General features: G+C 47.2%; 28 protein-coding genes. 6 read left to right on the forward strand and 22 right to left on the reverse strand.

Annotated features, from left to right (window positions below):
* Nucleotides 1-55: 55 nt before the first annotated feature.
* Nucleotides 56-463 (reverse strand): flagellar export chaperone FliS, encoded by a 408-nt coding sequence (locus ACTHPA_RS09085; RefSeq protein WP_440499856.1) that lies wholly within the window; start codon nt 461-463, stop codon nt 56-58.
* A gap of 114 nt (nt 464-577) precedes the next feature.
* Here ACTHPA_RS09085 and ACTHPA_RS09090 point away from each other — a divergent pair, with 114 nt between their 5' ends.
* Nucleotides 578-1,405, forward strand: a complete 828-nt coding sequence (locus tag ACTHPA_RS09090) for a flagellin N-terminal helical domain-containing protein (RefSeq protein WP_440499857.1) — start codon at nt 578-580, stop codon at nt 1,403-1,405.
* 24 nt (nt 1,406-1,429) lie between these two features.
* On the opposite strand, the gene ACTHPA_RS09095 is transcribed toward ACTHPA_RS09090, so the two are convergent.
* The 10 genes from ACTHPA_RS09095 to ACTHPA_RS09140 form a co-directional block, all read right to left on the reverse strand.
* Nucleotides 1,430-1,714 carry a late competence development ComFB family protein gene (locus ACTHPA_RS09095; protein ID WP_440499858.1) on the reverse strand — a complete coding sequence of 95 codons (285 nt, stop codon included), beginning with the start codon at nt 1,712-1,714 and terminating at the stop codon, nt 1,430-1,432.
* 213 nt (nt 1,715-1,927) lie between these two features.
* Complete coding sequence (locus ACTHPA_RS09100) at nt 1,928-2,140, reverse strand: helix-turn-helix domain-containing protein (RefSeq protein WP_440499859.1); 213 nt, start codon at nt 2,138-2,140, stop codon at nt 1,928-1,930.
* A 10-nt stretch (nt 2,141-2,150) separates the two neighbouring features.
* The gene (locus ACTHPA_RS09105; protein WP_440499860.1) at nt 2,151-2,627 is read right to left on the reverse strand and encodes a DUF2975 domain-containing protein; all 477 of its coding nucleotides are present in this window, start codon (nt 2,625-2,627) and stop codon (nt 2,151-2,153) included.
* Nucleotides 2,628-2,797: 170 nt separating this feature from the next.
* Nucleotides 2,798-3,439, reverse strand: coding sequence for a TetR/AcrR family transcriptional regulator (locus ACTHPA_RS09110; protein WP_440499861.1), 642 nt, complete (start codon nt 3,437-3,439; stop codon nt 2,798-2,800).
* Nucleotides 3,440-3,451: 12 nt separating this feature from the next.
* Nucleotides 3,452-4,480, reverse strand: coding sequence for an ABC transporter permease (locus tag ACTHPA_RS09115; RefSeq protein ID WP_440499862.1), 1,029 nt, complete (start codon nt 4,478-4,480; stop codon nt 3,452-3,454).
* Nucleotides 4,477-5,208, reverse strand: a complete 732-nt coding sequence (locus tag ACTHPA_RS09120) for an ABC transporter ATP-binding protein (protein ID WP_440499863.1) — start codon at nt 5,206-5,208, stop codon at nt 4,477-4,479. The genes ACTHPA_RS09115 and ACTHPA_RS09120 overlap by 4 nt, the downstream gene beginning before the upstream one ends.
* Before the next feature lie 504 nt (nt 5,209-5,712).
* Nucleotides 5,713-6,249 (reverse strand): SF0329 family protein, encoded by a 537-nt coding sequence (locus ACTHPA_RS09125; protein WP_440499864.1) that lies wholly within the window; start codon nt 6,247-6,249, stop codon nt 5,713-5,715.
* A complete protein-coding gene (locus ACTHPA_RS09130; protein ID WP_440499865.1) occupies nt 6,246-6,791 on the reverse strand; it encodes a GNAT family N-acetyltransferase in 546 nt (181 codons plus the stop codon). Before ACTHPA_RS09130 ends, ACTHPA_RS09125 begins: the two co-directional genes overlap by 4 nt.
* 16 nt (nt 6,792-6,807) lie before the next feature.
* Nucleotides 6,808-8,778 carry a S9 family peptidase gene (locus tag ACTHPA_RS09135; RefSeq protein ID WP_440499866.1) on the reverse strand — a complete coding sequence of 657 codons (1,971 nt, stop codon included), beginning with the start codon at nt 8,776-8,778 and terminating at the stop codon, nt 6,808-6,810.
* Nucleotides 8,779-8,855: 77 nt separating this feature from the next.
* Nucleotides 8,856-9,929 carry a citrate synthase/methylcitrate synthase gene (locus ACTHPA_RS09140; protein ID WP_440499867.1) on the reverse strand — a complete coding sequence of 358 codons (1,074 nt, stop codon included), beginning with the start codon at nt 9,927-9,929 and terminating at the stop codon, nt 8,856-8,858.
* A gap of 108 nt (nt 9,930-10,037) precedes the next feature.
* Here ACTHPA_RS09140 and ACTHPA_RS09145 point away from each other — a divergent pair, with 108 nt between their 5' ends.
* Nucleotides 10,038-10,913, forward strand: a complete 876-nt coding sequence (locus tag ACTHPA_RS09145; protein ID WP_440500094.1) for a LysR family transcriptional regulator — start codon at nt 10,038-10,040, stop codon at nt 10,911-10,913.
* Between the two features lie 454 nt (nt 10,914-11,367).
* On the opposite strand, the gene ACTHPA_RS09150 is transcribed toward ACTHPA_RS09145, so the two are convergent.
* The 7 genes from ACTHPA_RS09150 to ACTHPA_RS09180 form a co-directional block, all read right to left on the reverse strand.
* Nucleotides 11,368-13,071 carry a methyl-accepting chemotaxis protein gene (locus ACTHPA_RS09150; RefSeq protein ID WP_440499868.1) on the reverse strand — a complete coding sequence of 568 codons (1,704 nt, stop codon included), beginning with the start codon at nt 13,069-13,071 and terminating at the stop codon, nt 11,368-11,370.
* 118 nt (nt 13,072-13,189) lie between these two features.
* Complete coding sequence (locus tag ACTHPA_RS09155; protein WP_440499869.1) at nt 13,190-14,743, reverse strand: fatty acid--CoA ligase family protein; 1,554 nt, start codon at nt 14,741-14,743, stop codon at nt 13,190-13,192.
* A 198-nt stretch (nt 14,744-14,941) separates the two neighbouring features.
* Complete coding sequence (locus tag ACTHPA_RS09160) at nt 14,942-16,864, reverse strand: FtsX-like permease family protein (RefSeq protein WP_440499870.1); 1,923 nt, start codon at nt 16,862-16,864, stop codon at nt 14,942-14,944.
* Between the two features lie 30 nt (nt 16,865-16,894).
* Nucleotides 16,895-17,665, reverse strand: coding sequence for an ABC transporter ATP-binding protein (locus ACTHPA_RS09165; RefSeq protein ID WP_440500095.1), 771 nt, complete (start codon nt 17,663-17,665; stop codon nt 16,895-16,897).
* Nucleotides 17,619-18,668 carry a sensor histidine kinase gene (locus ACTHPA_RS09170; RefSeq protein ID WP_440499871.1) on the reverse strand — a complete coding sequence of 350 codons (1,050 nt, stop codon included), beginning with the start codon at nt 18,666-18,668 and terminating at the stop codon, nt 17,619-17,621. The genes ACTHPA_RS09165 and ACTHPA_RS09170 overlap by 47 nt, the downstream gene beginning before the upstream one ends.
* Nucleotides 18,665-19,369: a response regulator transcription factor gene (locus ACTHPA_RS09175; RefSeq protein ID WP_440499873.1), complete on the reverse strand. Its 705-nt coding sequence runs from the start codon at nt 19,367-19,369 to the stop codon at nt 18,665-18,667. Before ACTHPA_RS09175 ends, ACTHPA_RS09170 begins: the two co-directional genes overlap by 4 nt.
* A 346-nt stretch (nt 19,370-19,715) precedes the next feature.
* Nucleotides 19,716-20,708, reverse strand: a complete 993-nt coding sequence (locus tag ACTHPA_RS09180; RefSeq protein WP_440499874.1) for a lipoate--protein ligase — start codon at nt 20,706-20,708, stop codon at nt 19,716-19,718.
* 134 nt (nt 20,709-20,842) lie between these two features.
* On the opposite strand from ACTHPA_RS09180, the gene yhfH (ACTHPA_RS09185) reads away from it, so the two are divergent.
* From yhfH (ACTHPA_RS09185) to yhfH (ACTHPA_RS09195), 3 genes are all read left to right on the forward strand, one after another.
* On the forward strand, nt 20,843-20,968 hold the full coding sequence (gene yhfH / locus ACTHPA_RS09185; protein WP_440499875.1) for a protein YhfH: 126 nt from the start codon (nt 20,843-20,845) through the stop codon (nt 20,966-20,968).
* 80 nt (nt 20,969-21,048) lie between these two features.
* Nucleotides 21,049-21,174, forward strand: coding sequence for a protein YhfH (gene yhfH / locus ACTHPA_RS09190; RefSeq protein WP_440499876.1), 126 nt, complete (start codon nt 21,049-21,051; stop codon nt 21,172-21,174).
* Nucleotides 21,175-21,252: 78 nt separating this feature from the next.
* Nucleotides 21,253-21,378 carry a protein YhfH gene (yhfH, locus tag ACTHPA_RS09195; RefSeq protein WP_252502348.1) on the forward strand — a complete coding sequence of 42 codons (126 nt, stop codon included), beginning with the start codon at nt 21,253-21,255 and terminating at the stop codon, nt 21,376-21,378.
* A gap of 34 nt (nt 21,379-21,412) precedes the next feature.
* Here yhfH (ACTHPA_RS09195) and ACTHPA_RS09200 read toward each other — a convergent pair whose 3' ends face one another.
* Genes ACTHPA_RS09200 through hemE form a run of 4 tightly spaced genes read right to left on the reverse strand, consistent with a single transcriptional unit; the run spans nt 21,413 to nt 25,768 of the window.
* A complete protein-coding gene (locus tag ACTHPA_RS09200; RefSeq protein ID WP_440499877.1) occupies nt 21,413-22,267 on the reverse strand; it encodes a glycerophosphodiester phosphodiesterase in 855 nt (284 codons plus the stop codon).
* Nucleotides 22,268-22,317: 50 nt separating this feature from the next.
* Nucleotides 22,318-23,739, reverse strand: coding sequence for a protoporphyrinogen oxidase (gene hemY / locus ACTHPA_RS09205; protein ID WP_440500096.1), 1,422 nt, complete (start codon nt 23,737-23,739; stop codon nt 22,318-22,320).
* Nucleotides 23,740-23,764: 25 nt separating this feature from the next.
* Nucleotides 23,765-24,697 carry a ferrochelatase gene (gene hemH, locus ACTHPA_RS09210; protein WP_440499878.1) on the reverse strand — a complete coding sequence of 311 codons (933 nt, stop codon included), beginning with the start codon at nt 24,695-24,697 and terminating at the stop codon, nt 23,765-23,767.
* A gap of 33 nt (nt 24,698-24,730) precedes the next feature.
* On the reverse strand, nt 24,731-25,768 hold the full coding sequence (gene hemE, locus ACTHPA_RS09215; protein ID WP_440499879.1) for a uroporphyrinogen decarboxylase: 1,038 nt from the start codon (nt 25,766-25,768) through the stop codon (nt 24,731-24,733).
* Nucleotides 25,769-25,986: 218 nt separating this feature from the next.
* Between hemE and ACTHPA_RS09220 the strand changes: the two genes are divergently transcribed.
* Nucleotides 25,987-26,502 carry an antibiotic biosynthesis monooxygenase family protein gene (locus ACTHPA_RS09220; protein ID WP_440499880.1) on the forward strand — a complete coding sequence of 172 codons (516 nt, stop codon included), beginning with the start codon at nt 25,987-25,989 and terminating at the stop codon, nt 26,500-26,502.
* The last annotated feature ends 3 nt before the right edge of the window (nt 26,503-26,505 follow it).

Here is a 26,505-nt window from a genome sequence, read left to right on the forward strand (position 1 = left end):
CAGCATTTCTCTTATATTTTCATAAATTTATTAATCCCCCAAAAAGATTCATCATTCACAAGCGGTCCGTCGTGAAATTCCTGCGGCGCGTTACTTGTTTGGCGACTTGCCATGACGCGATTATCTGAACAGTCATTTCTTCGACATGGTCGAGAAGGCTATCCGTTTTGGTCATATGTGTTTGGACGAGGCATTGGTTCATGTGAAGGTAGATGGCCATGAGCCGTTCGCTTCGTTCGGCTTCGTGGTCGGTCGTCGTCATGAGTTCGAATAGAAAGTCTTGTGCTTTTTGCAATGTACGGTCTCGCTCGTCGGCATCCCCTGCCCCGATCGCCTGCTTGCATTGTTGAATGTTTTTTTGGAGTTCGTTGAGCAGGAGGAGGACGTATTCCATCATCGATAATGTGGAGGCGCTCGCTTCTTTGTAGATTTGGATTGCTTTTTCGATGTCTACGGTTGTCAATGTAGGTGCCTCCTGTCGCTTTTTCTTTTGTATCGGCTTTTTTCTGTTCATTTCAATCGTTTTCGTCCGATATATAAATGGAGATCGTGTAGAAGTTTGAATTGGGGTGATGGAATGCGTGTTTTGAGCGGCGAGCATATTGCGGTGTCGGCGAATCGGTCGATGCGGAATGCGGGTCAGATTGAGAAGAGTTTGATGAAGCTTGGGTCCGGCGTGAAGATTGCGAAGGGCAGCGACAACGCTTCAGGGCTGTCGATTTCGGAGACGATGCGTGCGCAGATCCGTGGGATTTCCCGGGCGCAGAGCAATATGCAGGACGGGTTGTCCGTTCTTGAGGCTTCGAATGAAGGGCTGAATAATGTGAATGGCCTGTTGCAGCGGGCGCGCGAGCTTGCGGTGATGAGTTCGAATGATACGCTAACGGTGAACGACCGTGCGGCTAGCCAAGTCGAGCTTGAGAATTTGCTTGGCGCTGTCGATGATACAGCTTCGAAGCTTGAGTTCAATACGAAGAAGATATTGGGCCAAGAGGGATCATTGACGTTGCAAGTCGGGGCGAATCCAGGGCAGCAAATGAAAATAACGCTTGTCGATGTCAGTGCTCAGGCTTTAGGTCTTCGCAAGGATGACGGCAAGTATGTGTCGCTGGAGTTGCGCGATTTGGCAAATGAGCTCATTACGAAAATCGATGATGCAATTAAGACAGTTTCCAGCCATTTGACACGTATCGGTTCGAATATGGAAGCGGTCGAGCATCATTTGACGAATGCGTTGACGTTCGAAAATAATTTGACGAAGTCGCTTTCATTGCTAGAGGATACGGATATGGCGAAGGAAATGATGAATTTCGTGAATCTGGATATCCGTCAGCAAGGGGATCATCTGCTTGTCAAACAGGTGAATCAGAATATCCATAGTGTGATGTCGTTGTTTTCGAAGTGAGTAGGCGTTGGGATTTCTCCCTGCCTACTCTTTTTTTGCGTTTTCGCAGCGGGGCGATGCGGAGACGATGCGTGCCGCTTTCACGACAGTTGAGAGGATATTCGTTGCGCCTTGCCGGTCTGCGACGTGGGAGGCGCGGATGTATGGGCTTAGATTGGTGTTGACGATATAGCGCGGCGGGATTTCGTTCAGTGCGATAGCCATGATGTCGTCTTTGCATCTGTCGCAACTGCACGATAGATGTAGTTCTTTTTCGTATTGTTGGAGTACGCCTTGGACGACTTCTTCCATTACATTGTATACTGGCATGTTTCATAACCCCCTAGAATGGAGCTTCTAACTTCATCGTAACATTTGAAGGAAAATTAAGGAACTGTAGGAAAGTTGTATTATGAACAAAGGACTTTATATCTATTTAAGAGGTTTTACGAGCATTTGCGGGATTTATTCGTCTACTCGGGCAGTTATATGCTTTAGTACAAAAAAGTCGAATTCCTATTGGCAGGAACCGACTTTTTGTGATTACTCTTCATCGTTTTGGTATTCCAAAATATCGCCAGGCTGGCAATCCAAAGCTTTACAAATCGCTTCTAACGTTGAAAAACGGATCGCTTTTGCTTTTCCATTTTTCAGTATGGATAAGTTCGCCATTGTGATTCCGACTTTCTCCGTTAGTTCTGTTACGCTCATTTTCCTTTTTGCTAGCATTACGTCAATGTTTATTATAATCGCCATTGGTTTCACCTCAGACCGTTAAATCATTTTCTGATTTTATATGAATAGCTTCCTGCAGCAATCTTTGAAGGACCGCAGCAAACACCGCGATCACCAAAGCAGCGAAGACAGGAACCATTCCAAAGATGATGAGACCTGGCGCATCATCCAGCTCCGCCACGATATAAACGAATGGCAAAATGATGACATACAATACGCTGATCGTCATCGCACAAAACTTTATTTTCTGGAGAGCTTTGACGGATAGCTCGGAAAATGCTTCGTTCTTGTCAATATAACTTAATAGTTTAAACGCCTGATACAATGCGGCGAAAAACGGTATAACGGATACATACATGCCTATCACGATCGGATAGAGGGCGTAGGCATACTGTGGATTGAATGGATTATTAATTAACGAATAGAGCCCATATATACATAATGCAAGAACCGGCATCCCGATAAGAAACAGTGCCAGTTTTAAAAATAATGTTGATCCTCGTTTCATTAAAAGCACCTCGCATGTGTAATGTGCTTTGATTATAACTTATAATTTATCGATTATCAATAAATAATTATCGATTATAGTTAAAATACTATTGAATTGGGATATAGAGCAAGCAAATCTAAGCGCATTCTTAATTGCAACAAAAAAAGAAGGTGCGAGACCTTCTTTTCTCATTCGTCGGGAGTTAGCCCTCTTTTGAGGAAGTGGATCATTTGATTGATCTCTTCTTCATCATCCCATTTTACGCCGATGACGTATTTAGCGGCGAAGTAGCCCATAATCGTCGAGGCTGCGAGGCGGACGACGGTTGTTGCGGGCAGTTTGATGATTTGGCCTTTTGATTGGTAATGCTCGATGATTTGGATAAAGCGGTTGACGACCTTTTTTCCAATATGTTCGATGAATTGATCGCGCAGTTCAGAATGGAACGGGATTTCCTGGAGAAAGATCTGGACGACTTTCAAGTTTTTCTCGAGGAATTCCTGGCGGTTTTTAATCATTGCCCGGACGAAGTCTTCAAAGTGCTCAAATTCTTTGTCGAGCACTTTGTTCAAGTCTTTAATGATAATCGGACCGAGCATTTTCACCATCATCGGCGTAACGATGGAAAGAAGCAGATCCTTTTTCGTCTTGTAATGGCGGAAGATCGTGCCTTCCGCTACACCCGCTTTTTTGGCGATTTCATTCGTAGATGTGGCGGCGAAGCCTTTTTCCGCGAACATTTCTGTCGCTGCAACGAGGATTTTTCTTTGTTTATCTGTCAGGCTGTCGTCTTCCTGCAGCATTTCCTCTAGCATGTTTTCGTCTGTCATGACGGCCTCCTCTTACATTTTGCGATATTTGCGTAGTACGGCGATGTTAATGGCAATGAACAGCAGGCAGAATCCTGCAAGTATGAGCACGTTTGTCAAAATGTCACCGAATCCGGCGCCTCTCACCATGACGTCGCGCAATGCTTCGGCAGCATAATAAAGAGGCGTCAAGTAACTGATCCAGCTGAGCCACTCGGCGATTGTCTCCAAGTTGAACAGGCCGGAAAAGAACACTTGTGGGACGACGACAATCGGAATGAATTGCATCATTTGCAGCTCGTTATGCGCAAATGATGAGAGCAAGATGCCGAGCGTCAGTGCAGTCATCGCGAGGATGATGATGATCAGGAGCACGTAGAAGAAGGCTCCTTCCATAACCATGCCAAGCACGTAAATTGCGTACGCTGTTATAATTGTAGACTGGATTGTCGTGAAAAGTCCAAAGCCGATGACATAACCGGCGACGATTTCCCATTTGCGAAGCGGGCTGGCAAGAAGCCGTTCGAGTGTTCCCGTCGTCCGTTCGCGCAGGAATGAAACGCCCGCGATGAGAAAGACGAAGAAGAACACGAAAAATCCGAGCAACACTGGACCGAAATAATCGAATTGCCCCATATCGCTTGAGCCGTGCAAGTAATCAACTTCCAATTCCGGTGTATCGACCGCTTGGGGCGGTTTTGGCAATGCGTTTTGCAGCCATTTCATCGTAGCACCTGTGACGCTAGGATCGCTTCCCTCTAGAACGATGGACGGTTTATTGTCTTCGATTTTCAAATAGCCGTCGAGTTCCTGAGCGGCTAGTTGTTTCTTCGCTTCCGCTTCCGTTTCGAAGGTCGTTACTTTTGCGCCTTCCGTGTTGATTTGGTCGACGAGCATTTCAGGTACATCAACCAATCCGATTTTCGGTGTGTAATCGTCGCCGTTAAAGACGAAATAGAGCATCGTCAACACGAGAATTGGCGCGAAGATAAGCAGCCCGATTGTCCGTTTGTCCCTGACGAGTTGACGGAGGATCCGTTTAACCAATGCCATCACTCTCATCGTTCCACACCTCCGAAGACGAGGAATGCTTCCTCGATTGTTGCTGAATTGGTTTCCTTTTTCAATTCAGCAGGCGTGCCGACTGCAATCAGTTTTCCATCACGGATTAAACCGAGCCGGTCGCATTTATCGGCTTCATCCATGACGTGGGTCGTGACGATGAGCGTTTTTCCTTGTGCTTTCAAGTCTGTAAATGCATTCCATATGCTTTTCCTAAGGACTGGGTCGATTCCGACAGTCGGCTCGTCGAGGATGAGCAGTTCCGGTTCGTGGAGCAATGCAATCGCGAGGGAAAGGCGTCTTTTCATTCCCCCGGAGTAGTTCGAAACAAGTTTTGTGACGTCGCCCGAAAGCTGAACGAGCTCCATCACTTCGTTGATGCGCTGCGCTTGTTTCTGCCCCTTCAATCCGTACAGTTCCGAAAAGAATTGAAGATTTTCCTTCGCGGATAACTCCTCGTAAAGGGCGTCCGATTGCGCCATATACCCGATCCGGTTAATGAGATTCAGGGATGGCATCTTCTCGTGGAATAATTGATTCTCCCCTTCCGTCGGTTCGTCTAGGCCAGCGAGTTCCTTCACGAGCGTTGTCTTCCCCGCACCGGATGGTCCAAGCAACCCGAAGATTTCCCCTTCGTAAATGTCGAGATTGATGTCTTGAAGGACTTGATGCTTGCCAAAGCTTTTCGAGACGTTGCGGATGGAGACACATACTTCACTTTCTTTCATCGTTGGTCACCTCTTTTTTAATAGTGAGTGATTACTCACTTTATTGTATTCGTTGAAAATCAGTTTGTAAAGTGAGTAATCACTCATCACGCGGGAGTGTCTGGTAATAAAGGTTTTAGTTTCGCGCTAAATGCTCTTAGATCAATTAGTTATGCTCGTCTCGGGACTTTGGTCCTTCTATTATTCATGGAGATTCACCTGCTCCAGATAATTTATAGTTTGTGAAAGGCATTTGGCACGAGATATTGCATGCTGAGGGTAACGATATCTTGCCGCGTTCGTTTTGTGTGGCTGCGGATGAGCGGAACACAAACAAGTTGAGTCGTAACACAATCATTGGCGGGTGCATCAAAATCAAAGTGAAGTGCATCACAATTAACCCATACCGTAACGAAAACAAAGCCGGGGGCAACACAATCAATATAAGCCGTAACACAATTAACGCACAATCAATTGAAAAAGAGGATAGATGCCAGTATGACGGCAAACTATCCTCTACTACTTCTAGTCATTCAATTCATCGCGAAATTTGTAGAAATTCCTTACAAGATCTGTTTCTGTTTCAACATCGATTCCATCCCATTTTCTCTTCCCTAGCCGCCTGTCGAATAAGGAAATTGCCCGAATGAAGGGATGCTCATGTGTCAGCGCTTCTTCAAATGGCATTTGAATGTAGTCGAACAGGAGATGGATAATCTCCCATGACGGGTATACGCCACGCTCTTTCATTTCCGTCTCCGCATCTTCGTAGGCGGCATGCAGCTGCTTCCGTTCATTCGACTCCCACATCTTTCGCCAATCGGATTCCCATTGTAAAGGGTCGATCGCTCTTTCCTCGGTCAATTCCTGTCCGCGGGTATTGACGGCAATATTGAAGGGAATATCGGAGGCCCGGAAGATTTCCGTACCGTCCAATGTCATCCGGAATGTTCCCGGCTGGTCATGGCTTTTCCGATGGATGATCCAATGGTAGTGGATTCGCCCTTGAAGCGGTTCGCACAGAAATCCTTCCGACAATTGCTTTAGCTTAGACCATCTCATTTCGCCTTATGCGCTTCCCATTCCTCGCGCAGCATGCCCATGCGGATCGAGTCGTAGTAGACGCCGTTCCAGTAGCGGACTTTGCGGATGCGCGCTTCCATTGTCATGCCTAGCTTTTCGGCGACGCGGATCATCCGCTCGTTGCCGGACCATGTTGTAAGGCCGACGCGGACAAGCGGCATTTCGTTGAATAAATGATCGATCCACATCGTGAGCGCTTTCGTTCCGTAGCCGCCGCTCCAATATTTCGGCTCGTAGATGAGGATGCCCATCTCAAGCCAAAGGGACGGCTCGTGCTCCCAATAGTAGCTCACCATGCCGATGAGCTCGCCGTCCACTTCGATGCCCCAATAATCGCCTTGCACGACGATTTGGTCTTTCCGTTCAAGAAACGCTTCGTACGGTATTGATACATGCGGGTAATACGGAGCGTCCCATTTCTTCCATTCGGGGTTTTCCTCTTTGAAGCTTAATTCCCACATGCGATACAAATCTTCATCTCTAATCGGGCGAATTGTTACGCCTTCTACTGTATATGACAAATAATAGCCTCCAAGATTATAGGTATTTCGCGAACCAGCCCGTAATCTCGTTCAATCGCTCGACGCGGAGATTCGGTGCGCCGGTCCGCGATAAGTTGTGGTCTGCATCCGGGAAGCGAACGAATTCCGTCTCTTTCCCCATGCTCTTCAATGTAATATATAGCTGCTCCGCCTGTTCGATCGGGCAGCGGAAATCTTTTTCTGAATGAAGGATCAATAGCGGCGTTTCGACGTTTTCCGCGTATTTCAGCGGGGAATGCTTCCAGAGCTTTTCGACATCTTTCATGTCTGCGGCGATTTGCCAGTCGCTGAAGTAATAGCCGATGTCGGATACGCCGAAGAAGCTGATCCAGTTGCAGATTGAACGCTGTGTGACAGCTGCTTTGAAGCGGTTCGTATGGCCGACGATCCAGTTTGTCATGAAGCCGCCGTAGCTGCCTCCCGTAACGCCGAGACGATTTTCGTCAATCCATTCGTTTTCCGCTAACACATAGTCGACTGATGCCATGATATCCTCATAATCGCCGCCGCCATAAGCGCCGCGGACAGCATCGACGAACTCCTGGCTGTACCCATGGCTGCCGCGCGGATTGATATACAGCACGCCGTATCCTTGCGCCGCAAGCAGCTGCATTTCATGGAAGAACGTGTTGCCGAACATGGCGTGCGGTCCGCCGTGGATGTCGACGATAAGCGGGTGTTTCTCCCCGTCTTTGAAGTCTGCCGGTTTCATGAGCCAGCCGTGTACATCCCAGTCTTTCGGTCCTTTGAAGACGATTGCTTCCGGCTCTACCAGTTGAACTTCCTCCAAATAATCTTTATTGAATGATGTAAGGGCTACTCTTTCGCCTGTCGCGATCATCAATCTATAAATTTCGCCTGGATTCACTGCAGAGCTCACCGCAAGCAACGCGAAATCGCCTTCCCGATTCACGTCATAGCCGTAAACATGCTCGTTTTCCTGAGACGCCGGGTACAACTCCCCTTCAAGCGTTGCGAAATAAAGGCGCACATCGCCCATCGACGAAAGCTGGAAGTAGAGATCATTGTCCTTCGTCCAGACGGCTGCTGGCGCGTTCGCCCCTTGCTGATGATCCGCCACAGTATAGTCGCCGACCGGAGCATCGACGCTTTCCGTAATGTTGATCGTATTGCCGCGCTTCGTATCGTACACATACAAGTTCCCGTGTGTCGCATTTTGGAACGCGCGATCCGAGCCAACGAACGCGATATAGTCGTCGTCCAATGAGAAGTTTGCCCCGCCATAATAGCCTTCCTCATCGATGATGATTGTCTCTTCCTTCGACTCGACATCGACCAAATAAAGCGGCTGACGGAATTCAAAGTCCAAATTCTCGTTACGGTTTACGCCGATGACAATTTGCTTTCCATCATTCGAAACGGCTTGCAACGTATGCTGGTGATTCCCTTCCGTAAATTGCGTCACTTCTTCAGTCTCGATATCAATGAAGCCGATTTGTTTGAATGAATCTTGTGGCAATAAACCTACGCCGTCCATTTTATATTTCATTTTTGTTACGCGGACAGGTTCCGGTTTTTTCTTTTCATCCTTCTCTTCTTTGTCCGTGAACGTTTTGCCTTCTTTCACCGAAGCATCGAACCAGATTTTCGTTCCGCATGGCGACCATTCGAAGCCAGAAACACCTTTTTCAAATGATGTAAGCTTCTTCGCTTCGCCTCCGCGGGCGGAAAGGATGTATAGCTGATTTTTATCGTCGCGATTTGACAAAAAAGCGATTTGCTTGCCGTCTGCCGACCATTTTGGCGAGCTGACACGGTGGTTTCCGTATGTCCATTGCGCCGTTTCCTTCGTCTCAAGGTCGATATGGTAAAGGTTCGCGATATATTTGTTTTCTTCTTCGTCGATGTGCGTTTTGATGAACAGCGCTTCTTTTCCGTCAGGTGAGAGTTGCGGGTTCGTGACGGATTGCAGTTTGAATAAATCTTCTGTTTGTAAGTTTCTCATGGGAATTCCCCCTTCTCTTTTCTATTCTACATATTTCGACAGCCGGAGGAGTTTTCCCTTTTTAATTTTGCATTATTTCAAGATTTTTTTCCGACGTAGACGGATTGCGGGCGGAAGATCGTGTTGTCACTCAGTTGCTCGATGGAATGTGCGGTCCATCCGACCATTCTTGCTGCGCTGAATGTCGGGGTGAATAGTTCGGGTGGCATTTGGAGCGCCCGCATAATTGCGGCCGCGTAATATTCGACGTTCGTGTACAGTTTGCGACCTGGTTTGTATGCTTCCAGAAGCTCGATGATTTCTTTTTCTGCCGCTGTCGCGAGATCTAGCCAGCCGTCTTGACCAGCCAAGTTGGCGCATTTGTCCCGTAATAAGATGGAACGCGGATCTTCTGTTTTATATATCCGGTGGCCGAATCCCATGATCCGTTCGCCGTTCTCTAGTTTTGTTTGGATGACGGGACTGATGTTGTCCTCTGTACCAATCTCTTCAAGCAGTTCGATGACGGCTGACGGAGCGCCGCCATGCAAAGGTCCCTTCATCGTGCCAAGCGCTGACGTGACGGCCGCTGTCAAGTCGGATTCAGTGGAAATCGTGACTCGCGCAGCGAATGTGGAGGCGTTCATGCCGTGTTCCATCGTTAATTTCAAGTATGTTTCGAGCGCTTCTACGTGGACATCGGCAGGTTTGTTGCCGGTTAACATCCATAAATAGTTGGCGGTATGCGATAGAGTTGGGTCAGGTTCGATAATCGGCAGTCCGTTTGCGTTACGATAATGTCTCGCTATGATGACCGGGAGTGAAGCCGTTAGTTGGCGTGCTTGCTGTTCGATTGGTTGATTCGTGAAAGCGGGATGTGCATATGCGGATGTAGCTGTTCGCATTACATCCATCAACGGCGTTTCGGTTGGGAGAGCGTCGATGATCGTTTTTACATGCGCGGGTAAGTCCCTGCCCTCTTGAAGAGTATATGATTCGTTTCGGTCTGCGAATTTTCCGTTCCAAAGGAAGTATGCAATCTCCTCGAATGAATGATTGGTGATCAGCTCGCCGACTTGGATTCCGCGGTATCGAAGTTCACCGATATCCCCTTCTACGGACGCAATCTTCGTATGTACTGCAACGACATCTTTCAAGCCTTTTTGAAACATAATACATTCCTCCTTTTCTTCAGTATAGGCGGGAGGTATAATTAGGTAAATTGAATGTTTTGGAATAGATTGATTAAGTTTATTAATCAGGGGTGAGTGCGAGTGGATATGCAATGGCTAAGAACATTCGTCGTGGCGGCGGAGACGTTGAATTTCAGGAAAGCATCAGAGCGATTGCTGTTGTCACAGCCGACTGTCACGGTACATATTAAGCTGCTGGAAGAGCATGTTGGCGTCCGGCTTTTCGACCGGATCAACAATCGGGTTACATTGACCGATGCCGGAAGAGTGTTTTACGTGGAAGCTATGAAATTGCTTGCAGGGCTGGATGAAAGCGTGAATCGAATGCACGCATTTGCGCAAGGCTACCGCCGAATGTGGACGATCGCCATTTCACCGCTCATGGCAGAGACGATTTTGCCTTATTTCTTGCGGACGTTCATGGTGAGTCAAGCCGATGTGGAGCTGACAATCCGTGTTGAGGAGTCCGAGATGATTGAGCAGCTCGTCGATTCGGGTGAAGTCCATTTAGGCATTTCTGCCTTGGATGCGACGTTGAAAGGAATCGAATCGATACGCATCTACGATGATCCAATTGTTTTTATTACACCGACGGACAGCTACGACGAGGAAAGCGGCCCGCCTGTTGATGTGGTGGAAGCGCTTCTCGGCAATTATTTATTGACACATCATCATCCGGTCTACTGGGACGATCTACTTGTCATGCTGCATAAGCATGTGACGGGGGTTCGCACGATGAAAGTGACGCAGGCGCATATCGCGAAGCGGTTCATCCAAGAAGGGTTAGGCGTCTCTTTCCTCCCCCACTCGATTGTCCGGCGCGAACTGACGGAAGGTCGGCTTATGCGGCCGCATTTTGATCTGTTTCCATTGCCGACCGTTTCGACGTTCATTCTTGTGAAAAAGAAAGGTGAATTGGAAGAGGCGTTTATTCGGGAGATTTCGGCTTATTATTTTGGGTAGGCGGTTATACGGGATTATTGCTAGTAACTTGGTTGTGTTGCAATGGGACTTAGTTGTGTTGCGAACTGAATTGATTGTGTTACGTCCGGCTTTGATTGCGTTGCGACCTATTTTTTTGAGTTGCAACCCATTTTCATTGTGTTGCAAACCGAATTGGTTGTGTTGCACCCAGCTTTAATTGCCATGCGACCTATTTGTTGCTTTGCGAACCGAATTGATTGTGTTGCGTCCTGCTTTAATTGCGTTGCGCACCAAATTGATTGTGTTGCACCCAGTTTTAATTGCGTTGCGACCTAATTTTTGTGTTGCAACACATTTTCATTGCGTTGCGAACTGAATTGATTGCGATACGCCATGCATTAGTTGCGTAGCGAATTGCCTTCCTTACGTGATGCATGAAGATACGCAGCCCACCCAAAAAAGCGATCCCTATCGTATATGGATCGCTTTATATTCATTTCACTTTAAATTTGGAGACGAGCTGCTGCAATGTATCCGCCATCGAGCTGAGGACTGTGGAGGAAGCGGCGATTTCTTGCATCGTGGCGCTTTGCTCCTCGGCTGCCGCCACGATGTCCTGGGCGTTTTCATCGGACTGATTCGACAAGTTCGCCACTTCGTCGACGAGTTGTTTTACTTGCTGCGTACTGGCATTTATCCCTTCACTGATCTTGGAAATTTCGACGGCTTGCGTGGATACTTCATTCACACGTCGAGCGATTTCCTGGAAGCCTTCTCCGGTCTGATGCACCATTTCAAGCCCTTCATCCACGAACAGAGTTGATGTTTCCATCGCTTTGATTGCCCCGCTTACTTCGTGTTGGATTTCTTCAATCAATTTTCGAATGTCGGATGCCGCATTGCCTGATTCGAGCGCCAAGTGGCCAACCTCGGAAGCAACGACCGCAAAGCCTTTCCCGTGTTCTCCCGCTCTTGCCGCTTCGATGGAGGCATTTAGCGCCAGCAAGTTTGTTTGTCCTGCGATATTCGTAATGATCGAGACAATTTTGCCGATTTCAGACGACTTTGTATGTAACGATTCTACAACCGCTGCCGTCCTCTTTGTTGACTGCTGGATGTCTTCCATTTTTCCGACAGTCGCTGTCATTCTTTCTGCGCCGGCTTCAGTCAACTCCGTCGCAGCGACAGCCATCTCGGAAACATGCTGGATCGACTCTACCGTTTGATTCAATTGATCCGCTATGTCGTCTACGATCACGCTGCTGGAGCGTGCGCTTTCCAATTGGATAGCCGCACCTTCCGACACACCGATGACCGAGTTCGTGATCTGCTCGGAAGCACGGGCTGATTCATCTGCGCTGGCCGAGAATTGGCCAGATGTTGCGGCCAGTGTATGGACATTTTCTCTCAATTCCGCTACCAACTCGTTCAAATTGGCAAGCATCGTGTTGAAATTATCGCCGAGCTGACCGATTTCATCTTTCGTCTTAATTACGATCGGATTGATGGACAAATCGCCGGTCGCCATTTGCTTAAAACTATCAGAAAGAGAAACGATCGGCCGTTGGATAGTGCGCATTAAATAGCGGCTGCCCAAAACGGCAATCAGGACAGCAATCAATGCGCTAATCGATAACGTAATTAAGACTGTCGAATAAAGCATAGCTCCTTTTTGCTCGATTTCTTCCAGTTCTTCATGATGAAGCGCACTTAGCTCACTCAACTTCTTATTAATTTCATTACTAGTGATGATTGCGCCGTATGACTGCTCGGTCGCCTTCTGATCCAGTCCTTTGCCGCTCATCTCAATGATGGCATCGATATCCGCGGTAAAGGTTTTCCAATACTCAGTTACGTCCGTTAATAACTCTCGTTCCGCATTTGTCGACAGCAACTGATCATATGTAGAGATAACGTTGTTCACAGAATCCTTTTCAGCAATGATTTCGCTTTCGTATTGTTTTTCGAAATCATCATCTTTCGAAAGGATATGCCTTTGTGTCACGCTTAACACGTTTTGAGTTCCTTTTTCAAGTGCATTGATGTTTTCGATTTTCGGGATGATGATGTCGTTAATTGTAGATGTGTTTTTATTCAGCGTAAATGTACTGATGATACCAGCAGCGCTCATTCCCAAAATGAGAATAATCATGAGCATCAAAATCGACGATAATTTCTTCCCGACAGTCCAACGCATGGTGTTTGCCCCTTTAGTTATTTTTTTGTTTTTATCGGTATTTGCGATAAAATCTTTATGCCAAGCTAAGCCTATAACAAAAAAAATTTTCCCCTATTCATTAGGGGAAAATCGATAGTTACTGCTTCACCTGATCTTTCAACGACCTGCGCAAAATCTTACCGGTTGTGTTTTTCGGCAGTTCGTCCAGGAATTCAATTGTTTTCGGCACTTTGTATTTTGCAAGACGGTTGCCGCAAAAAGCTTTCAACTTTTCTTCGTCCGCTTTGGCACCTTTCTTCAGCACGACGAATGCTTGGACTTCTTCCCCGAAGTCGGGGTCCGGCACGCCGATGACCGCTGCTTCGACAATATCGTCATGTGTGAATAAAACCTCTTCCACTTCACGCGGATAAACGTTGTAGCCGCCGACGATGATCAAATCTTTCTTTCGGTCGACGATATAGAAGTATCCGTTTTCATCCTGCCGAGCTAAGTCGCCCGTATACAGCCAGCCGTCACGGATGGCGGCAGCCGTTTCTTCCGGCATTTTATAATAGCCTTTCATGACATTCGGCCCTTGGACGATGAGTTCGCCGACTTCGCCGACAGGCACTTCATCCCCGAATTCGTCCACGACTTTATTCACCACATTGACGATGTTCGTGCCGATTGAACCGGGCACGCGCTCTCGGTCGAACGGATTGAACGTCGTAACTGGAGATGCTTCGGACAAGCCGTACCCTTCCGACACCTTCACATTGAATTTGTTCTCGAAGTTATGCAGCAGCGCGACAGGCAATGATGATCCTCCGGAAATCGCGAGGCGGATCGTACTGAAGTCTGCCGGATCGCCTTCCGGGAATTGATAAAGGAAATTGTACATTGTCGGCACGCCTGCGAATACAGTCGCTCGCTGCTCCTTGATCGTCTGGAATACATCTGCAGGACTGAATCGCGGCACGAGCACAATTGTCGCCCCTTTCAACAATGGCGCATTCACGACGACGGTTAGTGCAAATACGTGGAAAACAGGCAGCGTTGCGACGACCCTGTCGTCTTCCGAGAAACCTAAATAATCAGCGACATCGCGAGCGTTTGAGTACAGATTTTTATGCGTCAGCATTGCGCCTTTCGGATGACCCGTCGTTCCTGACGTATAAAGAATGACAGCGGTTTCATTTTCGTCAACGGATATTGGTTCGAGATTTGGACGCCCGGTTATGATAAGCTCAGAAAATAGTTTCACTTTCGCCTTTGCCTTATCCGATAGCGCCGCCACTTTTGCACCCGCTTCTGCACTCATTTCACAAACGATATAGTGCCCGATCGACGGAAAAAGCGTAGCCGATTTCTCAACTAGCGGCAACATCTGATCGATCGCAATGACCGCTTTCGCATCGCTATTATGTAAAATGTACGAGATTTCGTCAGGCGAGTAAATCGGATTGATCGGAATCGCCGTCGCCCCGATCCGCATCGTCGCATAAAGCGAAATGAGGAAATGCGGCGTATTCCCTAGCAATAAAGCGATATGATCGCCCTTTTCGATTCCCAATTCTTGCAATGCAGATGCAAACATGGACACGGACTGGTCGAACTCAGCATAAGACGTATCTTTCCCCATGAAGTGATAGGCCGTTTTCCCAGGTTGCAGCTTCGATGTTTCATAAACTTGTGTTACCAAATTCATCGTGAACATCCTCCCTTTTAATTGAATGAATCATCATTCATTTAACCCATCTATTATTATATAAGAAAAATTAAAAGTTCACAATACTTTTAGAAAATCTATGGAAATTGCAATTTAGCATCTTCTCTTTTTTATTCCAAGAAAACAAATGCCTTCCCTGTCATTCGAGGGAAGGCATGAGCTTATTACATTCCACTTTTACTCCGGTGTTCGGATATGGGCTAAATAGCGCCAGCGGATGAGGTAGAAATAAATGATTTGCAATGCTGTGAAACCGACGAGCACCATGATGAGTTCGCGAACGATGGAAATTTCCGCGAGTGCATCCCAAATGACTTGAAGTGACAAGAACGCAAACGAGCTATGGACGAGCGCGACACCCCATGGGACGAAAAATTGCGGGATGAGCTGCCGATTGACGATTTTCTTGAATTCCTTGTCGGTAATGCCCATGCGACGGAGCACGTCGAATTCTTTCCGATCACTGTCGAGCGACGTATAGAGCCGGAAATAGATAAAGCTTCCCGCAGCAAGCAGGAAAACACCTGCGAGCAATAAACCGATGAACAGCAATAATGTGAACGTCGTACGCATGACGGAATAATTCAGGCCTGGGTTATCGAAAGTAAAATGCAGTTCACCACGTGTGCCTGTTATAATCGACTGCGTCACTGAATGTTCGATTGTCAGCCCAATGTTTTTTGTCTTCTGCCAGTCGGGAATATCGAATGCGTGATAGATGGATGATGGCTCGACGAGCAAAGCGAGTTTCTCATAGTCGACGTCGTTTAAAATGATCGTGTTCGTGCCGATAGCATGAGGCGGGAACAGTTGGTATGGATAGGCGCCGTTGATTTGCACAGGAATGCCGCTTTCCTCGAGGACCGTCTCGACAGATTGCCTGTTCAGCTGTTCAAATGTAGTAGCGGTCGGCGGCAGGAACAGCGCTTCCCCTTCCTTCAGTTCAAACGCCTGATTGCCAAATGATTTCGAAAGCCTGTTGACGCTCGAAAGCTTGATGATCGTGACGGTATAATCCGTCAAAGATGACCGCTGTTTCAACACAGGAAACCGCACATATGTGTAGTCGATCTCATTCTTCCTTAGTTCATACCCAAGCCGATTAATATGCTCCTGCTCCATTTCATTGCCCGGTAAGCTTTCGTACACAAGGCCGAGCGGGTTTAACTCCCGGTATTGAGAAGCGAATGAAGTGAGCGAAGCGAGGATGCCGACTGACATGAAGGCGACCGTCGATACGATCGTCACGATGAAGAACATCCGGGCGTTTTCTTTCAGTCGAATAACGCCTTCGGAAATCGCGAGCAAGCGGAAATGCCGCCAATAGAACTCCCTCCGCACTTTGAAAAGATGAAGGAGGAACGGCAATGAATCCGTGAAAAAGAAATATGTGCCGAGCGTCGCGAGCGGTGGCAGCATGAAGACGAGTCCGATGACGATGCTGTTTGACGTGAAAGCCGCCATGCCATAGGACAGTGCGAGAAGAACGATTCCGATGACCCCGCGGGTTTTTGAAAAACCGTGCTGTTCCATGCCGGTTACATCTCCACGAATCAATTCATCGAGCTTGCCCGTTTTGATGAAAACCGGCGCGACCCATGAAATGATGATAAATAGACTTAGGAAAGCACCGACCGTTAATGCGAACGGCTCCCACGATAAATATAAAGGGAGTGCCGGCAGCATGACGATCCTTTTTACGACCATGAAGAAGAACTTCGAAAACATATAACCTAGAAACGTGCCGACACCAATTGATGCCGCGCCGATGATGAGCGTTTCAATAAAAATGAGCCGATGCAGCTGCCGTTTCTCCATTCCTAAATGGAGAAGGATCCCGAACTCTTTCGTTCGAGCTTGCAAAAAGGCCCGCATCGAATAAAACAGGAAAAACATCGTGAATATGTATAGAACAATTTCAGCGATCCCCATGCCGAGCACCGCAATATCCTGTACCGCACTACCTTCAATCGACGGATGGAAGAGAAGCATGGAATAAAGGAAAAACACCATGACCGAAAAAACACTCGCCATGAAAAAGGCAGCGTAAATCCGCCGGTTGCGCATGACATTCCGGAAAGCGAACTGGCGAAACGTCATCGCGAATTCCTCCCTATTCGACTGTCCGTCTTACAGCATCCGCAAATCATGGACATTCCCTCCAAGTAAGCTGAGCACATTCAAAATCCTTTGGAAGAACGTCTGACGCCGTTCATCCTTATAAATTTCATTGAAAAATTCGCCGTCTTTAATGAACAGCACGCGATCGCAATAGCTCGCCGCAATCGGATCATGCGTCACCATGATGATTGTCGTCCGCTCGGTTTGATTGACAAGGCTTAGCAATTCGAGAACTTCTTTCGCCGATTTCGAGTCGAGATTCCCGGTCGGTTCATCCGCGAGAATGAGCTTCGGCTTATGGATGAGTGCCCGTCCAACTGCGGTCCTTTGCGCCTGCCCACCCGACAGCTCATCCGGACGTCGGTTGAGGATTTCTTTCAAGCTTAATTGCCCCGCCAACTTGTCGATCCGTTTTTGCATTTCCATGATCGGCAATCCGTCCAACGTGAGCGGCAGCACGATATTCTCTTCTACCGTCAAATTTTTAAGCAAATTGATGTCTTGGAAAACGAAGCCGAAATTATGCCGCCTGAACAGCGCCAATTCATTCGAATTCAACGCTTCGGGCTCGATACCGGCGATCATGACACGCCCGTACGTCGGCATATCGATCGTCGATATGATATTCAACAACGTCGTCTTGCCGCTCCCCGAAGGCCCCATGATGGCGATGAATTCTCCGGCGTCCGCCTCGAAGTCAAGGCGGTTCAACGCGCGGTGCATCACTTTCCCTTCATAGATCTTCGTCACCCGCTCCAATTCCACGATCGAGCTTTTCATCCGCTTCACCTATCTCTCCATTTGTAAACAGAATCTTAATAGAAGTCCCTTGCCCCACTTCCGAGTCAATTGTCAATGGATGCCCGAGCTTCAAACAGATCTCATCGGCGATATACAGCCCCATCCCTGTCGATTCACCGGTCAACCGGCCATTTTCCCCTGTGAAGAACGCCTTTGTCACCCGTTTCAAATCGGAAGCCGGAATGCCGATCCCTTCATCGCGAATAGTCAGCTCAAAGCCTATCGCGGTTGGTTTTGCTAATATATAAAGGCGCTTCCCTTTTTCAAACGTATATTTCACAGCATTCGTAATAAACTGCCCGATAGCGATTTTCATCCATTTCGGATCCGTCGCGACGACGAGTTTCTCGTCGATTGAAATGACCGGGAAGACGCCGTTCGTAATGAACAGCCGCTTATGGTCCGTCACGATCTGCTGAATGAGGCTCTTCAAGCCGACTTGTTCGATCTGCATATCCTCCTCGAACGTTTCAAGTCGTGCATTGACAAGCACGACGTCGAGACCGCGCTGAATTTTATCGACTTCCTCGCGGAGGCTCTTCTTGTCGAGCTCTCCCTCTTCCTGCAGCAGCAAGTTGATGACTGAAATCGGCGTCTTCATTTGATGCACCCATTGATTGACGAACTGGAGCTGGCGATGCTGAGCAGCATACAACGATTGCACTTCGGCTTGGTACAGCCCATACAAATCCCGCATGAACGCCGTCGATTGGCGCTGCTCCGTCGTCTGCACATTGCGGATGAGTGCGTCTTCCATCTGTTCCGGTTTGCGCAAAATCGCCGCATAGTACGACCGGCGCATTATAAAACGCCCGACGAGAAAGCCTGATGTCAAAAGCAAGGCCATAATAATCGAGTAAATCGCAGTATTAATACCTCGGAAGCCGTCCAACCAATATAAGACAAGAACGAACGTGACGAGCATCGCTTCAAATATGATCCATGATAAATGCTCTTTCAGGAATAAAATAATTTGTTTCATGACTCCTCCGGCGCAACGAGAAAGCGGTAGCCCGACCCACGAACAGTCTCGATCACTGATTGCACACCGTAATCCGTCAGCTTTTTCCGTACGCGCGTCATGTTTACATTGAGTGTGTTTTCATCGACAAACGACTGGTCGTCCCATAACTCCTCAAGCAGTGTTTCCCGCGACACGACTTTCGGCGACGACTCCATCAACAGCTCAAGGATGACGCATTCCTTCTTCTGAAGCGGAATCGCTTCATCCCGCAAATGCAGCTCCATCCTTTCGATAAACAGTTCAAGTGAACCGAGCTTCACCGTGCGTTCTCCTTGGCTCGGCGCGTACTCACCGAAGGCTCGTCGTAAATGGCTCCTGATCTTCGCAAGGACGATCTCATAATGGAAAGGTTTCGTTATGAAATCATCCCCTCCATTCTCGAGCGCAAACACTTGGTCCATATCCCCCGAGCGCGCGGAGATGAAAATGATCGGGCATGTCGTCGTTTGCCGAAGCTGTCGGCACCAATAATAACCGTCGTACGAAGGCAGATTGATATCGAGCAGGATCAAATGCGGATCAAACGCCGAACATTCCGCCTCCACATTATCAAAATCCTCAACGATTGCTACATCATATTGATATTTGCGCAACGTATCCGCCAACAGCCGCGCAATTTTTTTATCATCCTCAACAATGAAGATACGGTGGTTCCTCATCGCAAATTCCCCCTTCACTATTCCATACATTATATCGCAAAACTGGAATGCACGCTCGGCGGGCGAGGAGGACGCTTTGGAAATGGTTTATCACCGACTCGGGGAGGTTTATCACCGACTCTCTGCCCGTTATCACCGACTTGGATGACTTTATCACCGACTCTCGAGGGGTTATCACCGGTATTCGATGTGTTATCACCGCTGCGGAGGGCTTTACCACCGATGTGGTGAGGTTATCACCACTCAGCCATTACTTGCATCCAAACTTGAGATGACCACACCCGCTGAAACAATCGTGCATAAACTATAGCAAAAGAAAAAAACCGGCTAAGCACCGGTTTTCAACTTAGTAGATTAAGTTAATGAATTCTTCTTTTGTAATACCGCCCAATATCGTCGGGATGTCGATTGCATCGAGTGCTTTCGTAATGGAATCGCGATCGTATTGAACGCCTTTTAAGCTATCTTCTACAACGGTTACATCGCCGACACCGAAAAAGTCGCCGTAAATGTTGACCTCATCAATCTTGCCTTTTTCAACTTGTAGTCGCACATCAATGCCGCCCACAGGGAAGCGATGGGAGTGCTGCATATTGAATTTTGGGGATTTACCGTAGTTCCAGTCCCAGTTTCCATAACGCTCTGCGGATAAAGCTCGGATGTTGTCCCAATCTTCATCGGTCAGCTCCCAATATTGGATGTTTTCTTCGCCTTCGAAAATTGACTTCAAGATTTCCATACGGAATTGTTCGATCGTCATCGGCTCTTCGATGAACTCCGAAATGTTCGCAACACGGCTGCGAATCGATTTGATCCCTTTTGATTCGATTTTGTCTTTTTTCACTTTCAATGCAGAGACGACACGCTCGATTTCCGTATCAAACATCAATGTCCCGTGCGTAAACATACGGCCTTGCGTCGCGAACTGTGCGTTGCCTGAAACTTTCCGTCCTTCGACGAGAATGTCATTGCGTCCTAGCAACTCCGCTTTGACACCCATATCCGCCAAAGCCTTGATGACCGGCTCAGTGAATTTCTTGAAGTTGCGGAACGACTCCCCATCATCTTTTGTAATGAAGCTGTAGTTGAGATTCCCTAAGTCATGGTATACAGCGCCTCCGCCGGAAAGTCTACGGACAACGTGGATGCCGTTCGCATCGACGAATTCTGTATTGATTTCTTCGACCGTATTTTGATTCTTCCCGATAATGATCGACGGTCCATTGATATAGAACAGTAAAAACGAATCTTTGTTGATATCCATGTTTTTCAATACATACTCTTCGATCGCAAGGTTGATTCTTGGATCTGTAATGCCTTTATTGTCAACGAAATACACGATAATCGCTCCCTATGTAAATGAATTCACTTTTATTTTATCTGAAAAGAACGAATAAGTCTTGACTTTTGTTTATCTGTTATATTACAATCACACTATTACATTTAGTTATAGAACAATAGGAGGAAGATGAAATGATCGAGAGTATCGTAGAGTTTTTCAGAAACCTGCCTGCAAAAGCCTGTGATGTTTGTGGAAATAAAATCGAAGAACAGCATGAATGCTATAGCAATAGATGCGACGAGTGCAACATCGTCTAATTTTTTTACTTACACTGTTATATAATAATAGCCCATTGTCCTATTGAGTATTAGTACAAAAAGAACAGGAGGAAACACCGATGTTAGAAAATGTCATTGAGTTTTTCAAGAACCTGCCTGCGAAAACATGTGCCAACTGCGGAAATGAAATTGAGGAACAGCATGAATGCTATAGCAATAAATGCGACGAGTGCAATATCGTCTAATTTTTTTACTCATACTGTTATACCACAATAGACCATACGCCCATTTAGTATTATTACAAAAGACAGGAGGGAACGTCGATGCTAGAGAATGTCATTGAGTTTTTCAAGAACCTGCCTGCAAAAACATGTGCGGAATGCGGAAAAGAGATTGAGGAACAGCACGAATGCTACAGCAATAAATGTGATGAGTGCAATATCCTATAAAATAAAACAGCTGAGATCATATCTCAGCTGTTCTTTATTCACTCAATATATCGGGTTCATCCGTATGGATTCCGTTGACGCCCATTGCCTGCAACCTAAGGGCAGCTTCCGGGTCATTCACTGTATAGGCATAGACAGCCAAGCCTTCACCATGCATCGTATTGACGAAAGGTGGCGTCAATGCTTCATAGCTTACGCTGATGCCCGAAGCGTATGACAAAATATCCTTCAATTCCTTCTGCGAAAGTTCCGCTTCCTCCCCCTCATCAAAGGAGATCAATTGCAACAATGGAATTGTTGAATCCATTTCATGCACCTGTTTCAATGCTTTTTTATCAAATGAATGGATGACTGCCTTCGGATATCCTTTACGATCGACACCCGTCAGCTCATATTCCTTCATCAAACTGACCAATTCCTCTTCAATGCCTGGATATTGCTCTGTATCCTTCAACTCGATGACAAACCGGAGTTCACCTTTCATCTCCTCGATTACTTCACGCAATGTCGGAATTTCATATGCTTCTTCGTTCTTTCCGCTAACGGCCACTTTCCCGCCTTTTTCCTTATTTGCAGTCAGCTCTTTCAATTCGGCAAGCGTGAAATCCTTTATCTTCCCTGCAGCTTCCGTCGTCCGTTTCACGTCATCATCATGCATGACGATCAGTTCTTTGTCTTTCGTTAAATGAACGTCAAGTTCGACATAATCCGCATTCAAGTCGTCAGCAAGTTCAAAGGATGGCATCGTGTTTTCCGGTTCATATGCAGAAGCGCCACGATGTCCGATAATGAGGAAGCCTTCCTCAGGCATCGGATTGTCCCAATCGTTTCCGATGGAACAAGCAGACAATAAAATTGCTGTACTAATAATACATAATAGCTGTTTCATACAAAAATCCTTCCAATGTAAAAAGTCCGCGCGAGGGCGGACTTTTCGATTTAATTCGCGAATAGCTCGGCGATAACCTCTTCCATAGCCGCTTTGCCTTGATCAATGCAGTCCGGCAGTCCGACACCGTCATAAGAGGCGCCTGCCAATTTGACGTTTGGAAATACTTTTTTCAGTTCTGCACGAGCAGCATCTACACGTTGGCGATGGCCAACCCGGTATTGGGGACGGTCTTCCTTGAAACGCGTAATGACAGTGAAGTCCGGCTTGCCTTTAATTGTCAGTATTTTGCTCAAATCTTCAAGGACAATCCGTTCGATTTCGTCATCAGGCAAATCGACGATCGCTTCTTCCCCTACTCGCCCGACGAATGCGCGCAAAAGGATTTTCCCTTCCGGCGTTGTCGTCGGCCATTTTCGATGGACCCATGTGCAAGCAGTAATGGAATAGTCGCTGCTTCGTGAAACGAGGAAGCCGGTTCCTTCCATGTCTTGGACGACCGCTTCTTCAGGAAATGCAAGAGCGACTGTCGCAACGGATGTCGTTTGGATTTCCTTCAGTCCATCAAGCAGTCCGTGTGAAGCGAATAGTTGGCTTGCCGCCATATGACCAGTCGTCACGATGACGGAATCGGCTACAATCTTCTCACCTGTATTCAGCTCGAGAATGGTTTGATTTCCCTGCTTGGAAATGCTTTCGATGCGAATCCCTTTCCTCACAGTTCCAGGTTCCAACTGTTGCTCCGCCGCCTCGACGATCGATTCAAGCCCGTTCCGCAATGAATGGAAAGCCCCTTTTTTGGAAGCTCCATGCCCGTCCTTCTGCGGTACTTGCTTCGGCGTCGTCTTCTTCATCCCGAGGATGAGGCTGCGGTGCTTCTTTTCGACTTGGTAAAATTGTGGATATGTCGATTGCAAGCTCATATGGTCAATATCGCCTGCATACACTCCCGAGAGCAGCGGTTCGATAAGGTTCTCAACAATCTCCGCGCCAAATCGGCGTCGGAAAAAGTGGCCGAGCGACTGGTCTCCTTCAATTCCTGAGCGCGGCAAGACGAAGTCCCCAGCCGCCCTCAGCTTGCCTGCTAATGAAAACAGATCCGATTTCAGGAATGGTCCGAACTTCGTCGGGATGCCCATGACAGAACCGCCGGGAATCGGCTGCAAACGATCGTTTACGAGTATATACGCTTGCCCTGTTGCGTTGCGTACTAGCTCTTCACCTATACCGAGATCTTGCGCAAACGTATCCATGCTTTTCTTTCGGATGAGGAAGCTATCAGGTCCCCGTTCAATGACAAAACCGTCGCGGCGGACCGTCTGAATCTTCCCTCCTAGCCGATTCGTCGCTTCGATAAGTATCACTTCGATTGGCAAGTTTTCTTCTCGTGCTTTTTTTTGCATATAAAATGCCGCGGAAAGCCCGGTGATCCCTCCACCTACGATGACGACCTTTTTCTTCTGTTCACTCATGTCCATCATCACTTCCTAGCTGCCATCAGGCTTCTTTCAATTGTTCAAGAACTGCGTCCGCCATTGAGCTAATGAAAAGCGGGTCCGTATTCGGCATTGCCGGACGATAATACGATGCACCGATTTCATCACATACGACTTTACATTCGTAATCGTTATCATAAAGAACTTCCAAATGGTCCGAAACGAAGCCGACCGGTGTGTAAACGAATGTTGTGTAGCCTTCCTTCTCATGCAAATCACGTGTCAAATCTTGGACGTCCGGCCCGAGCCATGGCTCGCCCGTCTGCCCTTCACTTTGCCAGCCGACTGCATAATTTGCAACTTGTGCAGCTTCCGCAATCAATTTAGCAGTCTCTTCCAATTGGTCAGGATACGGATCCCCGAATTGCTTGATTTTTTCAGGCAAGGAGTGTGCTGAAACGATGAGGCATGCTTTTTCCCGCTCTGCCTCGCTCATGCTTTCATACGTGCTACGGATTTTATCGGACCAGTATTCGATGAATTTCGGCTGTTTGTACCAGCTGTCGACCGACGTAATGGAAATGCCGTATTTATCAGCTTCTTCTTTCGCACGCCCGTTGTATGATTTTACGGAGAATGACGAGTAATGTGGCGCCAATACGATGGACACCGCTTCCTTAATGCCATCAGCATTCATCTTTTCAACTGCTTCTTCAATGAACGGTGTTATATGCTTCAAACCGACGTAAACGGTAAATTCAATTTCGTCCTGCATTGCATTCAGACGGTCGCCAAGCGCGTTCGCTTGATTTTCCGTAATTTTCGCTAGAGGCGAGATGCCTCCGATTGCTTGATAACGCGACTTTAAGTCTTCCAGCTGTTCAGGAGCAGGTGGACGACCGCGCCGGATATGCGTGTAATACGGTTCGATATCTTCTTCTTTATATGGCGTTCCGTACGCCATAACTAAAAGTCCCATTTTCCTTTTTGTCATCAGTTGCACCTCATTACAATTTATTTGCGTAATTTATTTACGAAGCTGCGCGCTATATTCGTGAACAAACTCTGTGAGTCGTTTCAATGTTGCCGGTTGGACTTCCGGGAAGACGCCGTGGCCGAGGTTGAAAATATGGCTGCCGTGTTCGACGCCTTGTTCAACGATGACCTTCGCGCGCTCCTCGATAATATTCCAATCCGCCAACAGCAGCGAAGGATCCAAATTCCCTTGTAATGTCTTCGTCAATCCTCTTTCCCCAGCTTCCTTAATAGATAAACGCCAATCCAAACCGACGACGTCTACAGGAAGGTCATGCCATTCATTCGCCAAGTGGCTAGCCCCAACGCCAAACGTGATCAATGGCACGTTCAATTCGCGAAGCTCACTGAAAATACGTGTCATGACAGGTTTAATGAACGTTCTGTAATCGGACACATTCAATGCGCCGACCCATGAATCAAACACTTGGATGGCCGCCGCTCCCGCTTTCACTTGAGCTTTAATGGACGTGATTATTGTATCCCCTAATTTATCCATTAGCGCAAACCATGCTTCCGGCTCAGATACCATGAAAGATTTCGTCAAATTATAGCTTTTTGACGGACCGCCTTCGATCATATAGCTCGCTAATGTGAATGGCGCGCCTGCGAAGCCGATCAGCGGAACAGTCAATTGCTCTTTCAAGATTTTAATCGTATCGATAACGTAAGGGATATGATCCTCTGGTGAAAGCTCACCGAGATTATGGACGTCTTGCACCGAACGAATCGGATTTGAAATGACCGGGCCAACGCCCGCTTTTATTTTCACATCTACGCCGATTCCCGGAAGTGGCGTCACAATATCCTTATACAAAATCGCCGCGTCGACGTTGTAGTTGTCGACAGGAAGTTTTGTCACATAAGCGCAAAGCTCCGGCTGATGCGTAATCTCTTCTAGTGAATACTTTTCTTTGATTTTGCGGTATTCAGGCTGAGAACGCCCCGCTTGCCTCATGAACCAAACTGGCGTATGGTCGATTTTTTCTCCTCTAGCAGCACGAAGCAGTGTATCGTTAAATGTTGTCATAAATCGATTCCCCACTTTCTTTATAATAATTATCGAAGTTCACTTATTCGCTTTCAAATATAGACGTTTCTACTTTGAATGTATAGTGTTTCAGCTGTTTTGTCATGAAATTGTGCTCACTTTTCATCCTTGCCGCCATCAATTCGACAATGTTTGTTTTAATTGTCTGGTTAAGGGAAAATATGAGTACTACTTAATTTTGGCAGGAGGTATTGGGAATGTATATGTATTTGACTAGCGGTACGATTGATTTCATGGAAAAGATTCAACAGCGTCATTCTAATGAAGAGATGATTCTCATGCATGGCGGAGGACGGTCCCTTCTTGTGCATGAAACAGAAGGAAAGTCTGTCTTCCAAGCACCAAGGCGGTATGAAGTCGTTAGCTCTGCAGGTAAATTGAAGGCAGAAGGGTATTTTGTCTGCAACAACATACCTGTCACAGATGAAGGACGGCCTGTCTTCGAGCACCGTTTTTCAACAAACACCGGCAAGATTGAAAGCGAGAAAGGTTTCATCGCTTTCCGTCTTCTTCGCCCACTCGATTCTGACACTTATATTGTAATGACGGAATGGGAAGATCCGATTGATTATGACCGCTGGAAAAATTCGCAAGCGTTCAAGGACTCTCCTCATTCACTGAATATGAAAGAATTTGCAGGCAATACGACACATATTTTCGCAAGCGCTTCTTATTTAACGACTTATACTGCGAAAACAGATACCCAAGAATGATCG

Source organism: Sporosarcina sp. SAFN-015 (assembly GCF_051966875.1).
Classification (GTDB): domain Bacteria; phylum Bacillota; class Bacilli; order Bacillales_A; family Planococcaceae; genus Sporosarcina.

Excerpts from the sequence above, each read along its gene's own strand:
- ACTHPA_RS09090 (WP_440499857.1), top strand. The coding sequence starts at position 578 with ATGCGTGTTTTGAGCGGCGAGCATATTGCGGTGTCGGCGAATCGGTCG.
- ACTHPA_RS09095 (WP_440499858.1), bottom strand. The coding sequence starts at position 1,714 with ATGCCAGTATACAATGTAATGGAAGAAGTCGTCCAAGGCGTACTCCAA.
- ACTHPA_RS09100 (WP_440499859.1), bottom strand. The coding sequence starts at position 2,140 with ATGGCGATTATAATAAACATTGACGTAATGCTAGCAAAAAGGAAAATG.
- ACTHPA_RS09105 (WP_440499860.1), bottom strand. The coding sequence starts at position 2,627 with ATGAAACGAGGATCAACATTATTTTTAAAACTGGCACTGTTTCTTATC.
- ACTHPA_RS09110 (WP_440499861.1), bottom strand. The coding sequence starts at position 3,439 with ATGACAGACGAAAACATGCTAGAGGAAATGCTGCAGGAAGACGACAGC.
- ACTHPA_RS09115 (WP_440499862.1), bottom strand. The coding sequence starts at position 4,480 with ATGAGAGTGATGGCATTGGTTAAACGGATCCTCCGTCAACTCGTCAGG.
- ACTHPA_RS09120 (WP_440499863.1), bottom strand. The coding sequence starts at position 5,208 with ATGAAAGAAAGTGAAGTATGTGTCTCCATCCGCAACGTCTCGAAAAGC.
- ACTHPA_RS09125 (WP_440499864.1), bottom strand. The coding sequence starts at position 6,249 with ATGAGATGGTCTAAGCTAAAGCAATTGTCGGAAGGATTTCTGTGCGAA.
- ACTHPA_RS09135 (WP_440499866.1), bottom strand. The coding sequence starts at position 8,778 with ATGAGAAACTTACAAACAGAAGATTTATTCAAACTGCAATCCGTCACG.
- ACTHPA_RS09140 (WP_440499867.1), bottom strand. The coding sequence starts at position 9,929 with ATGTTTCAAAAAGGCTTGAAAGATGTCGTTGCAGTACATACGAAGATT.
- ACTHPA_RS09145 (WP_440500094.1), top strand. The coding sequence starts at position 10,038 with ATGCAATGGCTAAGAACATTCGTCGTGGCGGCGGAGACGTTGAATTTC.
- ACTHPA_RS09150 (WP_440499868.1), bottom strand. The coding sequence starts at position 13,071 with ATGCGTTGGACTGTCGGGAAGAAATTATCGTCGATTTTGATGCTCATG.
- ACTHPA_RS09155 (WP_440499869.1), bottom strand. The coding sequence starts at position 14,743 with ATGAATTTGGTAACACAAGTTTATGAAACATCGAAGCTGCAACCTGGG.
- ACTHPA_RS09160 (WP_440499870.1), bottom strand. The coding sequence starts at position 16,864 with ATGACGTTTCGCCAGTTCGCTTTCCGGAATGTCATGCGCAACCGGCGG.
- ACTHPA_RS09165 (WP_440500095.1), bottom strand. The coding sequence starts at position 17,665 with ATGAAAAGCTCGATCGTGGAATTGGAGCGGGTGACGAAGATCTATGAA.
- ACTHPA_RS09170 (WP_440499871.1), bottom strand. The coding sequence starts at position 18,668 with ATGAAACAAATTATTTTATTCCTGAAAGAGCATTTATCATGGATCATA.
- ACTHPA_RS09175 (WP_440499873.1), bottom strand. The coding sequence starts at position 19,369 with ATGAGGAACCACCGTATCTTCATTGTTGAGGATGATAAAAAAATTGCG.
- yhfH (WP_440499875.1), top strand. The coding sequence starts at position 20,843 with ATGATCGAGAGTATCGTAGAGTTTTTCAGAAACCTGCCTGCAAAAGCC.
- yhfH (WP_440499876.1), top strand. The coding sequence starts at position 21,049 with ATGTTAGAAAATGTCATTGAGTTTTTCAAGAACCTGCCTGCGAAAACA.
- yhfH (WP_252502348.1), top strand. The coding sequence starts at position 21,253 with ATGCTAGAGAATGTCATTGAGTTTTTCAAGAACCTGCCTGCAAAAACA.
- ACTHPA_RS09200 (WP_440499877.1), bottom strand. The coding sequence starts at position 22,267 with ATGAAACAGCTATTATGTATTATTAGTACAGCAATTTTATTGTCTGCT.
- hemY (WP_440500096.1), bottom strand. The coding sequence starts at position 23,739 with ATGAGTGAACAGAAGAAAAAGGTCGTCATCGTAGGTGGAGGGATCACC.
- hemH (WP_440499878.1), bottom strand. The coding sequence starts at position 24,697 with ATGACAAAAAGGAAAATGGGACTTTTAGTTATGGCGTACGGAACGCCA.
- hemE (WP_440499879.1), bottom strand. The coding sequence starts at position 25,768 with ATGACAACATTTAACGATACACTGCTTCGTGCTGCTAGAGGAGAAAAA.
- ACTHPA_RS09220 (WP_440499880.1), top strand. The coding sequence starts at position 25,987 with ATGTATATGTATTTGACTAGCGGTACGATTGATTTCATGGAAAAGATT.